At 68.1% G+C, this 12,989-nt stretch carries 11 protein-coding genes and 1 pseudogene; 8 read left to right on the top strand and 4 right to left on the bottom strand.

All coding sequences use genetic code 11. The features are described from left to right. Window positions 1-207: 207 nt before the first annotated feature. From ACGFZA_RS41985 to ACGFZA_RS41975, 3 genes and pseudogenes are all read right to left on the bottom strand, one after another. A pseudogene (locus tag ACGFZA_RS41985) lies at window positions 208-1,142 on the bottom strand (IS481 family transposase); the annotation flags it as partial. A gap of 153 nt (window positions 1,143-1,295) precedes the next feature. Next, window positions 1,296-2,462: a hypothetical protein gene (locus ACGFZA_RS41980; RefSeq protein ID WP_393686327.1), complete on the bottom strand. Its 1,167-nt coding sequence runs from the start codon at window positions 2,460-2,462 to the stop codon at window positions 1,296-1,298. Between the two features lie 319 nt (window positions 2,463-2,781). After that, window positions 2,782-4,020 carry an IS701 family transposase gene (locus ACGFZA_RS41975; RefSeq protein WP_393686325.1) on the bottom strand — a complete coding sequence of 413 codons (1,239 nt, stop codon included), beginning with the start codon at window positions 4,018-4,020 and terminating at the stop codon, window positions 2,782-2,784. 141 nt (window positions 4,021-4,161) lie between these two features. Between ACGFZA_RS41975 and ACGFZA_RS41970 the strand changes: the two genes are divergently transcribed. Both ACGFZA_RS41970 and ACGFZA_RS41965 read left to right on the top strand, forming a co-directional pair. Next, window positions 4,162-4,554 carry an SUKH-4 family immunity protein gene (locus ACGFZA_RS41970; protein ID WP_393686323.1) on the top strand — a complete coding sequence of 131 codons (393 nt, stop codon included), beginning with the start codon at window positions 4,162-4,164 and terminating at the stop codon, window positions 4,552-4,554. A 210-nt stretch (window positions 4,555-4,764) separates the two neighbouring features. Then, a complete protein-coding gene (locus ACGFZA_RS41965; RefSeq protein WP_393686321.1) occupies window positions 4,765-6,165 on the top strand; it encodes a DUF1254 domain-containing protein in 1,401 nt (466 codons plus the stop codon). 192 nt (window positions 6,166-6,357) lie between these two features. Here ACGFZA_RS41965 and ACGFZA_RS41960 read toward each other — a convergent pair whose 3' ends face one another. Then, entirely contained in the window at window positions 6,358-6,606 is a 249-nt protein-coding gene (locus tag ACGFZA_RS41960) for a hypothetical protein (protein WP_393686319.1), read from the bottom strand. Between the two features lie 359 nt (window positions 6,607-6,965). On the opposite strand from ACGFZA_RS41960, the gene ACGFZA_RS41955 reads away from it, so the two are divergent. The 6 genes from ACGFZA_RS41955 (at window position 6,966) to ACGFZA_RS41930 (ending at window position 12,445) form a co-directional block, all read left to right on the top strand. Then, window positions 6,966-7,187, top strand: coding sequence for a hypothetical protein (locus tag ACGFZA_RS41955; RefSeq protein ID WP_393686317.1), 222 nt, complete (start codon window positions 6,966-6,968; stop codon window positions 7,185-7,187). Window positions 7,188-7,468: 281 nt separating this feature from the next. Then, a complete protein-coding gene (locus ACGFZA_RS41950) occupies window positions 7,469-8,488 on the top strand; it encodes a DUF6292 family protein (RefSeq protein WP_393686315.1) in 1,020 nt (339 codons plus the stop codon). Window positions 8,489-9,159: 671 nt separating this feature from the next. After that, the gene (locus ACGFZA_RS41945; RefSeq protein ID WP_393686313.1) at window positions 9,160-10,389 is read left to right on the top strand and encodes a hypothetical protein; all 1,230 of its coding nucleotides are present in this window, start codon (window positions 9,160-9,162) and stop codon (window positions 10,387-10,389) included. A gap of 145 nt (window positions 10,390-10,534) precedes the next feature. Next, window positions 10,535-10,960 carry a hypothetical protein gene (locus ACGFZA_RS41940; protein WP_393686310.1) on the top strand — a complete coding sequence of 142 codons (426 nt, stop codon included), beginning with the start codon at window positions 10,535-10,537 and terminating at the stop codon, window positions 10,958-10,960. Between the two features lie 580 nt (window positions 10,961-11,540). Beyond that, the gene (locus ACGFZA_RS41935) at window positions 11,541-11,939 is read left to right on the top strand and encodes a DUF3846 domain-containing protein (RefSeq protein ID WP_393686308.1); all 399 of its coding nucleotides are present in this window, start codon (window positions 11,541-11,543) and stop codon (window positions 11,937-11,939) included. Between the two features lie 74 nt (window positions 11,940-12,013). Beyond that, on the top strand, window positions 12,014-12,445 hold the full coding sequence (locus ACGFZA_RS41930) for a hypothetical protein (RefSeq protein WP_393686306.1): 432 nt from the start codon (window positions 12,014-12,016) through the stop codon (window positions 12,443-12,445). Window positions 12,446-12,989: the final 544 nt, after the last annotated feature.

Here is a 12,989-nt window from a genome sequence, read left to right as displayed (position 1 = left end):
GATACGAGCCGACCTCCACCTCGCACTGCTCCAACTCGCCTGCAGCATCATCTGCTTGAGACGACTCCGAACCTCATTTTGAAACGATCAGTAAGTGGGCCTGCGTGCCGGATCGGTGGTCTGGTCGGTCTTGGGTGCTGGGCTTTGCCGGGGAGTGGCAAGCGGAAGCTGCCCGGCGCCTTGGAGGGAGGCGGCTGCGTCGGCCTTCGATGGGCGAAAGCGGCTCGCCGGGCTGGCCATGTCGAGGGACTGATGCGGTCGCTGATGGTTGTAGGTGTGAACCCAGGTGCTGATCGCCTCTTGGGCGGCGGCGACGGACTCGAACGGTGCGACGTGGTCTAGGAACTCCTGGCGGAGGGTGCGGTGGAACCGCTCGATCTTGCCTGTCGTGGTCGGCGAGCGTCCTTGCCTGTCGTGGTCGGCGAGCGTCGCTTGGTCAGCCGTTGCACGATGCCGTTCTCCCGGCAGACTCGCTCGAAAAGCACCTCGGCGGGCCGAGGCTTGGTGAACCGGCCGGTGAACTGCTTGCCGTTGTCGGTCAGCATCTCCGTCGGTACTCCGTATCGCTGCATGGAGGCAACGAAGGCCGAACAGACGTCCCGGCCGGTAGGCCGCAGTACCACTTCAGCGACTACCAGGAAGCGGGAGTGGTCGTCGATTCCCGTGACGAGCTTGCATTCGCGGCCGTCGGCCAGGAACACCCCCGAGACGATGTCCATCTGCCACAGCTGCATCGGTGCGTCCCGCTGCCAGCGGCGGTATTTCCGCTTGTGCTGCTGGTCCTGATGACTGACGAGGCCGTTGCGGGAGAGCACCCGGTGAACGGTGGCTCGGGACGGCAGCGGTTGCACTCTGCGCTGGCCAAGTTCGTGAACCAGGCGCCGGGCTCCCCACCGAGGGTGGTGCTGCCGCAGTTCGCAAATCAAGGCCTCCACGTCCGCGGGCAGCCGACTCGGGCTCGATCGCGGGCGCCGCGACCGTTCCCGCAGCCCCTCGACGCCCTGGTCCCGATAGCGGTTCCGCCAGGCGTGGACCGTCTGCCGCGACACCCCGAAACGCAAGGCCACCTCGACCACCGGCGCACCATCTAGCACCTCCAGAACAGCCCGATACCGGTGCTCAACCAGCTCCTGCGGTTCCATCCCGCCCCCTTCTCCCAGGCGGAACAACGAACTGGCAGCGTCAAGGATGTGCCGAGAATAGAACGTCAAGGATGTCCTGAGCCCTCACACATCAGCGTGACTGAACCTGTCACCTGAAGGTGCGGCAGACCCAACCTCATCCGGAAAGATCGGTTAGATGGCAGCAACGGGGCGCGTGTCTGCTTCACCACTGGTGTCATCAGAGGATGCCTGCCACCACCGCAGCAGGCACCCTCTGACGATGTATCCAAAGGTGTGTAGGTGCATGGGTAGATCCTTTGCCAACCAAGCTGAATTGCCGGCCGCAGCCGCGATGCCGGAGGGACGCTCATCCAGTGCTGCTCCACTCGTCATCGGCACCTGGCAAAGAGGGGACGGGAATGGCACACCACCATGCAGCCTCGCTGACCGGTAGCCATACACCTGGTTGATCCTCTTCTTGAGGCTCGGCCAGTCCCATCCGACTTGCGCGTACTCCTCAGGCCTCACCGGAGGGGACACCGGCAAGTACTTCTCGACGCAGGACATGAAGCGCGCAGTGGCCTTCACAATCGGGACTAGCCGGGAAGCCACAGAGGCCAAATGCACGTCACCCCCGGCCTCCAGGAGGTCTGCTGCCAGATCTGGCATCTCTTGCTGAAGCAGGTCAGAAGGTACAGCGTCTCTCAGCGCTTCCCAACCGGCGATGACCTCAAGTGCCGACACCAGAAAAAGCCAGGCGAGCTCAGGGTCGGTGTCTGCCACCCACAGAGCGTCACGATACTGGCGAGCAGCTCGGACGAGCGTGACGGCTTCTGCGCGCCCCAGGGCGAAGTATCGATCCATCCAGCCGTCCAGGGACTCCATGCTGACTTGCTGGGGAGTGGGATAGATGGGGCGCTCAGTCGCTGTCCAGGCAGGGACGTGGTGGCCGTAGAACTCGGGCGTTCCTCTGGAAGCCCCCTCCTTGAAACTCCGGACCCGCCCTCCAGATCGCAGACGCATGCCGGCCACCAGGGAGATGATGCAGGCGACCTCGTCATCCAACGTGAGGTTCAGCCACCCATCGGTGTCGGTCTTATCCATCGGCTGCACCTTGAACACGGGAAAATGGTCATCAAGGTACAGCGCCAGCACCGGCGCCAGACGTCCGCTCTGAGGCAAGCCGAAACAGTTGGTGACGACGTAGGGATGGCATGTGACCTCAAGATCGCCCGTCACGCGCGTATCGGAGTAGAGGAGGAACTCGGCTCCGCCTGTCTGCGGACACCCTCGCTCAACAAAGTGCCGGGCGTTCCAGCTCCACGGAGCTGAGACGTTGAACTGCTCGTTCCCATCCATGAGTAAACGGTGGGCCTGACGGGCCGCCGCGCACAACGGGTTTGATCGCATCCCGCTCGGCGGATCGCGTAGGGCTGACAGTCCTGCCCCATCCATCACCCGGCCGGAACCTCAGCGTAGGCAGTCCCCCCTTCCTGTGCCCACCCAGGCTAACCCAGCTCACCGCTCGGACCAGCGAAGCCACCAAGTAGCCGCCTAGTAGTGCTTCGTTAGGTTCTGCGTCTGCTCCGGTTGCGGGGCAGGGGACGGTTGCAGGTGGTGCAGGTGCCGGTCCAGCCCTTCAGCAGGTCCTGGAGAACGTTCAGGACCTGGTAGAGAGTCAGGCCGGCGTTGGGACTTTTGGGTCGAGCCGCCTGAGGGTGAGGAATGCCTGGGCGGCGGTGACGAGGGTGACGTGGTGGTGCCAGCCGCGCCAGGTGCGTCCCTCGAAGTGGTCCAGGCCCAGGCCGTGCTTGAGTTCGCGGTAGTCGTGTTCGATGCGCCAGCGCATCTTCGCCCACCGCACCAGCTCGGCAACGGGAGTCTCGGGCGGAAGGTTCGATATCCAGTAACCCGTGGGCCCGTCCTGGCCCGCAGGCCATTCGACCAAGACGGTGGACGGGGGCAGGACGCCGTTCCACTGGTTGCGTCCGCCGCCTGCCCCTTGGGCGGCGGCCAGTGACTGCTTGCCCGCCGCCCGAAGAGCCAGGACCGCGAACCGTGAGGTCATCGTGCCTTTACTGCCCTGTCGCCAGGCCACCTCAGCGAAGTGGTCGGCGGCAGCAGCCTCGGCAGCGTGGACGGTAAGTGCTCGCGGCGCCGTCCGGTAGCGGGCAAGCGTCGGTGGGCCCAGTCCTCCGTAATCCGGCTGGTGGGGCTCGATGTCCAGCTCGTGGGCGACTTCTTTCCCGGTCAGCGCCAGCACGTAGGACAGGCCCCGTTCCTCCAGGCCATGGCGGAAGGGGGTGCTGACGCCGTAACCCGCATCCGCGACCACGACCGGGGCTTTCAGCCCCCACTCGCTCACGTTGTCCAGCAACCCGAGCGCGAGGCGCCATTTCTCCTGGTGCACGACGTCGTCGGGGACGCCGACCCGCCGGCAGCGGTCCGGCTCGTCCGTCCACTCCCGGGGCAGATACAAATGCCAGTCCAACGGACACGACGCAGTGTCGGTGGCGGCATGGACACTGACCGCCACCTGGCAGTTCGCCCGCTTCCCCAGGGCTCCGCAGTACTGACGGGCCACCCCGGCAGAGGCGCGGCCGCACTTGGGAAACGACACATCGTCGATCACCCACACCTGCGGTCTGATCACCTCCGACAGCCGCCGGGCGATCCGCCGCCGCACCGGCAACGGATCCCACGGCGACTGGTTCACGAACTGCTGCAGAGCCTGCATGTTCCCGTCCGGCAACCGCTCGGCCATCGGCTGGATCGACTTACGCCGCCCGTCCAGCATCAGACCACGCAGATAACACGCACCCCACCGGCGCTGATCCTGCCGCGGCAACGACCCGAACACATCACCTACGAACTCCGCCAACTCGCCGCGGAGTCGCTCGACATCCCCCAGTTTCACACCTCGAAGATGCCCACCACCAGGCAAGATCACTCAAGGTAACGAAGTACTACTAGGGGCTGTCCCGCAAATGCGGCCATGCTCTGTCCTGAGGCCGGCTCGATAGGGTCAGGAGCACAGTCGGCGGAAGAGGACCGTTCAATGACGACGTACGACCAGCTGACTGACTGGGCCGGTCTGGGGCATGTCACGCGAGCCGGACGGGACATGGTGGGCGACTGGTGGATCCCGGACTCCGCGAAGGCGCAGCTTGTCGAGGTGGGCATCCCGGTAGCTCCGCGCCTCATCGATCGGGTCGTGATGCAGAGCGAGGCTGAGCCGACCCTGCTCTCGTCCCGGGGTCCGCTCTACCGTCTCACCGAGCAGGCGGACCCTGATGAGCCGGTCGAGTGGTCATCGTTCGGCGTCGGGCCGGAGACCGGGGCGGTCTACTTCGTCATGCCGGACGGGGAGGCATGTCTCGCCAACTCAAGTGTCAGCGTGTGGCTCGACGTCCTTCACCACTACGGCAGCCGCGTCACAGCCTCTGAGTAGTTGTTTCTCAACCTCCGGGGCTTTGTGATTGACGTGGCCATCGGGAGTTCCCTATGGACTGCCAGTTTGCGGCGGTGTCGGTAGGTGACTGCGGTCAGCTGATCGTCTCCGGTTTGCAGCCGATGCGGTGAATCAGATGCCGGCGCGGTCCAGTCACCCGGGCGGCCCATCCCCCGCGCAGTTTCGGGGCCGGTTGCATAGCGTCGTCGCATGTCGACCTCTTCTTCGGAGCCCCTCGCGTTCCCGCTTGCCGGGCAGCGGATGACCGACGACTACCTGCGCACGGTGGGCCGCTTCGCCTATCTGTGGGGCTGGCCGCTTGTGAACATGCGCAACCGGCTCACCATCATGGAGAAGGTTCCCGCCCCCGGCCTGCTGGGCGGCATCGTGCCGGCCGGTCCGCCGGGGGCGCTGGGCATGCTGCACGACTACATCGCCCCCGAGGAGCGGGTGGTCGCCTGCCCGAACCAGGACGTCGTCTACGGCCTCGGGATCCTCGACGCCCGCCGCGGGCCCTCGGTCGTCCAGGTCCCCGACTTCGGCGGCCGGTTCTGGGTCTACCAGATCGTCGACCAGCGCACCGAGTCCTGCGCTCACCTCGGCGCCATGTACGAGACGAAGCCCGGCTGCTACCTGCTCGCCCCCACCGACTGGGACGGCGAGGTCCCCGCCGGCATCGCCGGCGTCTTCCGCTTCGACACCCGAATCGCCGCCGTCATTCCGCGCGTGTTCATGAACGACACCGACGCCGACCGCGCCGCGATCCAGCCGTTGATCAACCAGGTCATGGCCTACCCCCTGGCCGAGTACACCGGCACCCCGCGCACCACCGACTGGTCCCAGGCCCCCACCTTCGCGGCCGGCGACGCCACCGGCGGCGAGCACGAGACCCGCTGGGTCGACCCGGAAGTCTTCTTCGACTTGCTGCCCGCCATCCTCGACGAAGTTCCCGCCCGCCCCGGCGAGGAGGCCCTGCACGCGTTGCTGCGCTCGGTGCTCGACCAGGCCGCGGCCGACCCGCACGCTGCCGAGGTGCTGCACCAAACCGCCATCGACACCGAGGCGACCCTGCTGAGCGAGCTGTTCGAGTTCCGCAACATCGGCATCCCGATGGAGCACCACTGGAGCACCCAGCGCAACGGCGCCGCATTCGGCGGCGACTACCTCTCCCGCACCGCCATGGCCCGCGCCAACATCTTCGTCAACCTGCCGAGCGAGACCGCGTACTTCTACCAAGACCTCGACGCCGACGGTCAGCGCCTGACCGGCAAGAACACCTACGCCCTCACCTTCCCCCCGGGCGCGCTCCCGCCCGTCAAGGGCTTCTGGTCCGCCACCCTCTACAACGAGCACCACTTCTTCCATCCCAATGAGCTGGACCGCTACTCACTCGGCACCAAGAACACCACCCTGCGCACCGACCCCGACGGCTCCCTCACCCTGTACGTCGGCGCCCGCCCGCCCGCCGACGAACGGGACCGGCCCAACTGGCTACCCGCCCCCGACGGCCTCTTCTCCCTCTACCTGCGCGCCTACTGGCCCCACCCAGCCGCCCTCGACGGCACCTGGAAGCCCCCCGCCGTTTCCAGACACTCGGGTGACAACGAGTGATGCGGTGTGCCACGTCAGGGGTTTCTGTGGCCAGTGCTCCTGGACCGCTGGCTCTACTGACCTCGGCCGGCAGGACGATGCGCGGTGCGCCGCTCGTCGTGCCCGCGGGGCGGCGGGTGGAAGTCGGTACCGGTCTCGTTGATGGCGCCGTCGAAGGCCAGACGGTTCCGGGTGAACGTGAGAGGCAGGTACTCAGTAGTCCAGAGTGCCCGTCAGGTAGTAGCCAGTGACCCGCCGCTTGCCGGCCGCCGTGACGGCCGCGGCATGGAAGTAGCTGGCAGGGATGATGTATCCGATCCCCTCGCCCTGGCCATCGTGGCCGGTCACCTCGACGGTTCGGGCGCCAGACACGTAGGAGCTGACGACCACGTGCTCGGGATAATGGGAGGTCGCCCCGCCCCGGCACGTCGAGTAGATCTGGCGGGCCTCGATGCGGTGCACGAACTCTCCCATCGTTGACGGCTGCGCTGCTGACGGTAGTACCACCCGCCGGGGCGCTGGATCACAAACTGACGGGTTGCCCAATAGGTTGCCTCTGAGGTTGCTCTTGGGATTGCTTTTGTAGTTGCTTTTCAGGTTGCCCAATGGCAGCCCACCCCCTATGCATCGGATGACTAACTCCCCAGGTCAGGGGGTGCAGGGTCACTCCGCGCCGATGCCGACACCTCTCTCCCGAAGGGGGAGAGCTTCTCCTTCCATTTCCTCTGCCCGGGCTGGATGCGGCGTACTGGGACCTGCGCCGCCACAACGTCGCAGCCGATCTCAAGGCCCGGCTGAACAACGGCGGGCGGGGGACCCGGGTGGAGATCAACCCGGTGAACCAGGGCGGGGTGGAGCAGAAGTACCGGCGCGACCTGTCCAGCCGCAGTGTCAGCGTTCGGGGAGTCTGGGACCGGGCCGTGGACGCGTGGATGGGCGACGACGTGGAGGAGCTGGACGCGGTGTGGGACGAAGTTCTGGACCTGATCGGCTCGGACTATGACGGCTACAGCATCGTGTCGTCGATCGGCTGGTCCGCCTGACCCCGACCCCCTGGGCAAGGTCCGTCCCCGGCACTGGCGTTGCCGGGGGCGGACCGGTTCGCAGGCGCCCGCCCCACACGGCCGCACACGACGCATGCTCCGGGCTGCGAGCAGCCCGGGACGCGAAAGGCCGGCACCCTCAGTCCGTTCAGGGAACGGGTGGCACGGGTGCCGGCCGCAAGGCAGCCACCCCGAAGGGGGCCCGCCCGCAGCGTACCGCCCACCGGCCCCGACCTGGGGCCGCTACCGTTTTCGACACAGAGTTCTAGAGGAGTATCCCCGTGATCAGAGCAGGCCGGCAGCACCTCGTGCGCACCCTGGCGGACCTCGCCGCGCAGCAAGGGGTCGGAATCGACCACTACACACGCCTCAAGCCCTACGACGTCCCCGGCTTCCCGGCCCCGGTCAATTCGCAAAGGTCCCGTACGCGGCTGTACGACGGCGAGCAGGTCGACGCCTACCTCCTCGGCAAGCCGGTCCCCCCGCTCCCGGAGGCCGATGACGACGATGACCTCCTGGACCGCCGCGAGTGCGCAGCGCTGATCGGGGTAGCCCCCGACTCCTGGAAGACCTACAAGAAAGACCCCGCCCTCATCGAGGCCCGCATCGAGGCGGGCGGGGTCGAGCACTGGCCCCGCCGCGCGGTCCTGCATTTCCAGGCCGGCCGCCCCGGCAACGCCGCGCCCCGGACCGGCCGGCCCCGGAACACCGGGGACCAGGTCCCGCGCGACCAGGTCTCCACGCGCGTCGCGGAACTGCTGGACGCCGACCCCGCCATCAGCGCCGCCATCGTCACCGCCCGGCTCGGTGTCCACCGCAACACGGCGCAGGACGCCTTGACCCGGCTGCGTGCCGACCGCATCGCCGACCGCATGACCGACGACCCGGACCTGACCCCCGCCCAAGCCGCCGCCCAACTCGGCTACCCGGCCGGCCAGGTCCGCCGCGCCACCGCACGGGCCGGAGCCGTCCTGCGCGCCCGCGAAGTCGGCCCGTACCTGGCCGACGTCGCCGCCGCTCTGCACCGAGCCGGCTGGACCACCACCGAGGCCGCGCCCGACGTCCAGCACCCCGCCGACGACCACGTCGTCGCCGCGCTCGTCCTCGACGCCGAGCACGCCCCGGCCCCCGCCCTGGTGTGGGACGAACGGCACGGGTGGCGCACCGCGACATCCCGCCGGCACCCGATCGCCCGGGGCGCCGTTCTCCCCCCGGAGGGCGACGGCGTGCGCTACCTCGCCACCGGCACCACACCCCCACCCACCGCCCTGGTGGCCGCACTCACGACCCCCGACGAATAGCCCCAGCAGGACGTACCACCGTGAACGTCTCCCCCGGCACGCCGCTGCCGTACGCGCCGTCACGGGCCACTGAGCGCGGTGCGGGGGCGCAGCAGGGGTTCGGGTAGGCGCGTGTCGGTGCGGGGCGCAGCAGGGGTTCGTAAAGGGGGCGGGAGCCTGACGGCTCTGGCGCACCGGGCCTGATGGCCCGTTCAGTACGAGTGGCCCGGCGGCGGGGGGTTGACGGGGTGCCGTGTGCGGGGTGATCCGCTGCGCTCCTCACCCCGCAGGGCGTGCCGGTCCGCTGCGCTCCCCGGACCGAGCGCTCCGCGCTCTCACGCCCGAGGGGGCCGGGCCGCCGGGCCGCTCCGCGCCCCGGCCGCGCGCTCCGCGCGCTCGCCCCGTCCCCCTCCCCGCCGGGTGCGCTCCGCGCCCCACGGCGGGACCGCCCGGCCAAGCGGGACGGCGCTCCGCACCATCCCGAGCGCTCCGCGCTGCCGGACGGTGCCCCTGCCGCTGCGCGGGCGCGGCACCCCGCCAACCCCCCGCCGCCGGGCCACTCATATGGGCTGACCTGCGGAAACGCCCCGAAAACCACCCCGAATGACGGTGTAACGGGATACACTTTTCTTGTTGGTCGGCAGTGGCAGCCGACCACGCAAGGCACCCTCTACACCCCCAAGGGGAGACCCATGTCCGAGCAGCCCACCCCCATCGCGACCGCGCGCATCACCGCGCCCTACGGCCCGCTCTCCGCCGCCCTCACGATCGCGGAGTTCGGCACCGCCTTCGCCCCCACCCCGGCCCAGACCGGCGTACTCATCGAGGCCGACGACACCGGCCTGACCCTGCGCACCCACGACTACGAGACCGCCGTCTCCATCACCGTCCCCGACGCGACCGTCACTCAGACCGGGGCCTCACTGCTCCCGCTGGCCCAGCTCAGGAAGGCGATGGCCGCGATGATCGCCGGAGAAACGAAGACGACCGCAGCACGCACCACGGTGACCCTGAACGGCGACCTCCTGACCACCGATCACCTCACCGTCCCGATCACCGCACTCCCGGTCGGTGAGTTCGTCCCCGCGCCGAAGCCCGCGCCGGTCGCCGCCCACGTCGACGCCCAGGACCTCTACCGCCAGCTCCAGCGCGTTCTCCCGGCCGCCTGCACCGATGACACCCTCCCCACCCTGACCGGCGTACAGATGACCCTGAAGGGCCGGACCCTCACCCTGTCGGCCACCGACCGCTACCGCTTCGCCGTCGCCGTCGTACCCGCCGCCCCGCACCCCGACCACCCGGCGACCGCCGCCGCCCATACCCTGACCGCGCTCATCTCCGCGAGCGTCCTGACCCGTCTCTCCAAGTACCTCAAGGCTCAGAGCGGCACCGTCGGCATCGCGTTCGGCACTCCCGAACTCACCCTGACCGTGGTCGACACCACCCTCACCATCCAGCAGCTCCACGGAACCATCCCCGGCTACAGCGCCCTGTTCCCCACCGAGGTGGACACCTCCCTCACTCTGGACCGGGCTACCGCGCAGCGCGCCCTGAAGAAGTGCGCCGCCCTGGTTGCCGCGTCGAGCGATCGAGGCAGCCCGGTCACTCTCCGGTGGGACGACCACGGAACCCTCACCCTGGCCCCGCGCATCGGAGCGCCGGAAGACCAGGTCCGCGTCAAGGGCATGACCATCGCCTCCACCACGCTCGCCGGAACCACCCCCACGGCCCGCGAACTCCACGCCAACCCCCGCTACCTGAAGGACGCGCTGGAGGCGTTCGCGGGAGCTGACACCCTCACGCTCCACCTTCGCGATCAGAAGGAGGGCAGCACCAACATGCCGCCGCTCCTGCTCACCGCAGGCCCCCACCCCACCGCCGAGGAGTACCGGCACCTCCTGATGCCCGTACGCGTCTCCTGACCGGCCTCACACCGCCCTAGAAGCCAACCGGGACGGCGCAAGCCCACCAACTACAGCCGCGCCGCCCCCCACACACCCTGACGCCGCCTCGCCGGGCCCGGCAACCACAGCAGCCCACGACCCAACCCTGACCAGAGGAACTCACGTGACCGAGCAGACCGACCGCCTGATCACCGCCATCACGGAACCGCCCCCGGTCCCGCCCCGGACGCTCCGCATGGGCCACCCCGCGCCGGGCGTTGAGTACCCGTTCAGCATCAGCGACATTGCCTATGCCACCGCCCGACTGCTCGGCCCGGACTGGTCCGCCGACGCAGGCCACTGGGGTATCACCGGCTACCTCTTCGGCCCCTACGCCGCGTCGTTCACCTTCCTCATCGACGTTGAAGGCGACCTGTGCATGACCTACGCCCTGACAGCCGCCGACGGATGGCCCGAGAGCCCGCAGCTCCCCGCCGGGTTCCAGGAGTTCTCTGCCGGCGTTTTCCTCCCCGGAGCGTGCGTCGCCGACGGTGTGGACCACCTCGCCGCACAGCACGCAGCCGCCGTACGGGCCATCACCGGCCGCTGACTCCACCACCCGCCGCGCTGAGCCCACCACTGTGGGAGCAGCGCGGTGGGACGGGGCGCAGCAAAGTACGAGAGGGCGGAGCGGCGGCGGGGGCCTGAGGGCCGCCTGGGGGCGCAGCGGCCCGACAGCCCCGCAGGAACACGGGCCTGACGGCCACATATGGGTGGTGCCCGGCGGCGGGCGCTCGACGCGCCGCCGCGTGCGGGGTGATCCGCTGCGCTCCTCACCCCGCAGGCCGTGCCCGGGCCGCTCCGCGCCCCGGACCGAGCGCTCCGCGCTCTCACGCCCGAGGGAACCGGCCCGCCGGGCCGCTCCGCGCCCGGCCGCGCGCTCCGCGCGCTCGAACCGGCCCCCTCCCCGTTCGGGAGTGCTCCGCGCTCCCGAACGGACCCCAGCCGCTACGCGGCAGGGGCGCGGCACCCCGCCAACCGCCCGCCGCCGGGCACCACCCATATGGGTTGACCTGCGAAAACGCGCCTAGAAACGCCCCTGTGCCGTCATATCGAGATACACGTTTCTTGTTGGTCGGCAGTGGCAGCCGACCACGCAAGGCAGCTAATTACCCCACGAGAGGGACTCAATGACCACCGAGCTGAAGAAGAACCATGCCCTGATTCTCCGCACCGACGGAGAATTCGAAATCATCGACTGGCCCGCAGACGGCCACCTCGCAATTCTCTACCGCGCGATCGACTGCCGGAACGTTGACGCCGTCGACATCTCGACCACCCTCACCATGTGGGTTGACGACGAAGGGCTGATCAACGGAGCCCCAGTCAACCACGGGGCAACGATTCTCTACGCGCTCCACAAGGAGCCCCACCAGCACTACCACGGCACCACAGTCATCACTGGAGGAACGGGCCGCCACGGCGAAACCCTCGGACTCAGCAAAGACGAAATCGCGTCACTCGTCGAATTCCATCTGACGTTCATTCCCCTCAGGATCCCCGGCCAGCGCGACCGACGCGCCAGCTAAATCCCCAACCGGGCGGCGGGAAATTCCCGCCGCCCCAACCATCAGAAACCAAAAGAAGGAAAAGGGAAACAACAATGGGGATTCTGCTTCAGGTTCCGAGCGACCGCGACCGCAACCGGGCGCTGGACATCTTCGACCGAGTCACCGAGAAGGCAGGGCACGGCACCCACTTCCTGACCCTCGGCGTAACGGGTCTTGGCGGAACCGCCACCGCCCTATTCTCCTTCATTCAAGACGACGAGGGAATGACCGCCAGCGGTCACGACCTGCACTCGTTCTGCGAACTTCTCGCAGTTGCTATCTCAGGAGCACACCCCAGCGGCCTCGTGATGCGCACGCTGGGGGAGCCCAACACTGCATGCTGCTGGCGCTTCACGGACGGCGACCCGCTCCCGATCAACCGGGCCGAGGCATTCAACGCCTACGCCTCCGACCCGTTCACCGGTGAGCCCGTAGCCCCGCTCCCGGGCACGGAATACGCCGACGCCCCGGTAATCCACATCTAACCCCCACAGGGGCGGGGGAATTCCCCCGCCCCTACCCAACCCAAGGGGCGCGGGTCCGCTGCCATTTTCCGAACCGTTGACTTTCGTGGTTTTCTAGTGCGGGGTGTTCCGGCACCCCGTATGCATAGGCAGGTGGTAATCCATATACCCAATCTCTACATAGGGCTTTATCCTGATGCACACCGGTCCACCCCCTCAAGAGGGAGGGTAGTAGAGATTCCCAATCTCTACCCATGGTGAACGCGTGATGCATCGTCCGACGGGTCAGGCAACCGGCCCGTCGGATCACTCCCGCCGCAACCCCTTCCTGTAGCCAGCCGCCCGCGACAGCGGGCCAACCCAAGCCCTGATTAGGCTGCGGTTCCTGACGGACTGGCAGTGGTGAGCGTGCCGAAGCGGAGCGGAGTGCACGCAGGGTCGCGAATGCGACCCGTGAATTCCGGAGGAATTCACCATGCAATTCCGGAGGAATTGCATAAAGCCCGTAGGGCTTTATCATCTTTACGACCCGTAGGGTCGTGCGTCGTTCCTCCGGAGGAGGACG

The sequence above is a fragment of the Streptomyces sp. NPDC048211 genome, from assembly GCF_043202315.1.
Classification (GTDB): Bacteria; Actinomycetota; Actinomycetes; order Streptomycetales; family Streptomycetaceae; genus Streptomyces.
The sequence above is the reverse complement of the archived record's forward strand: the minus strand, read 5'-3'. Positions and strand labels throughout refer to the sequence as shown.

Excerpts from the sequence above, each read along its gene's own strand:
- ACGFZA_RS41980 (WP_393686327.1), bottom strand. The coding sequence starts at position 2,462 with ATGGATGGGAACGAGCAGTTCAACGTCTCAGCTCCGTGGAGCTGGAAC.
- ACGFZA_RS41970 (WP_393686323.1), top strand. The coding sequence starts at position 4,162 with ATGACGACGTACGACCAGCTGACTGACTGGGCCGGTCTGGGGCATGTC.
- ACGFZA_RS41965 (WP_393686321.1), top strand. The coding sequence starts at position 4,765 with ATGTCGACCTCTTCTTCGGAGCCCCTCGCGTTCCCGCTTGCCGGGCAG.
- ACGFZA_RS41945 (WP_393686313.1), top strand. The coding sequence starts at position 9,160 with ATGTCCGAGCAGCCCACCCCCATCGCGACCGCGCGCATCACCGCGCCC.
- ACGFZA_RS41935 (WP_393686308.1), top strand. The coding sequence starts at position 11,541 with ATGACCACCGAGCTGAAGAAGAACCATGCCCTGATTCTCCGCACCGAC.
- ACGFZA_RS41930 (WP_393686306.1), top strand. The coding sequence starts at position 12,014 with ATGGGGATTCTGCTTCAGGTTCCGAGCGACCGCGACCGCAACCGGGCG.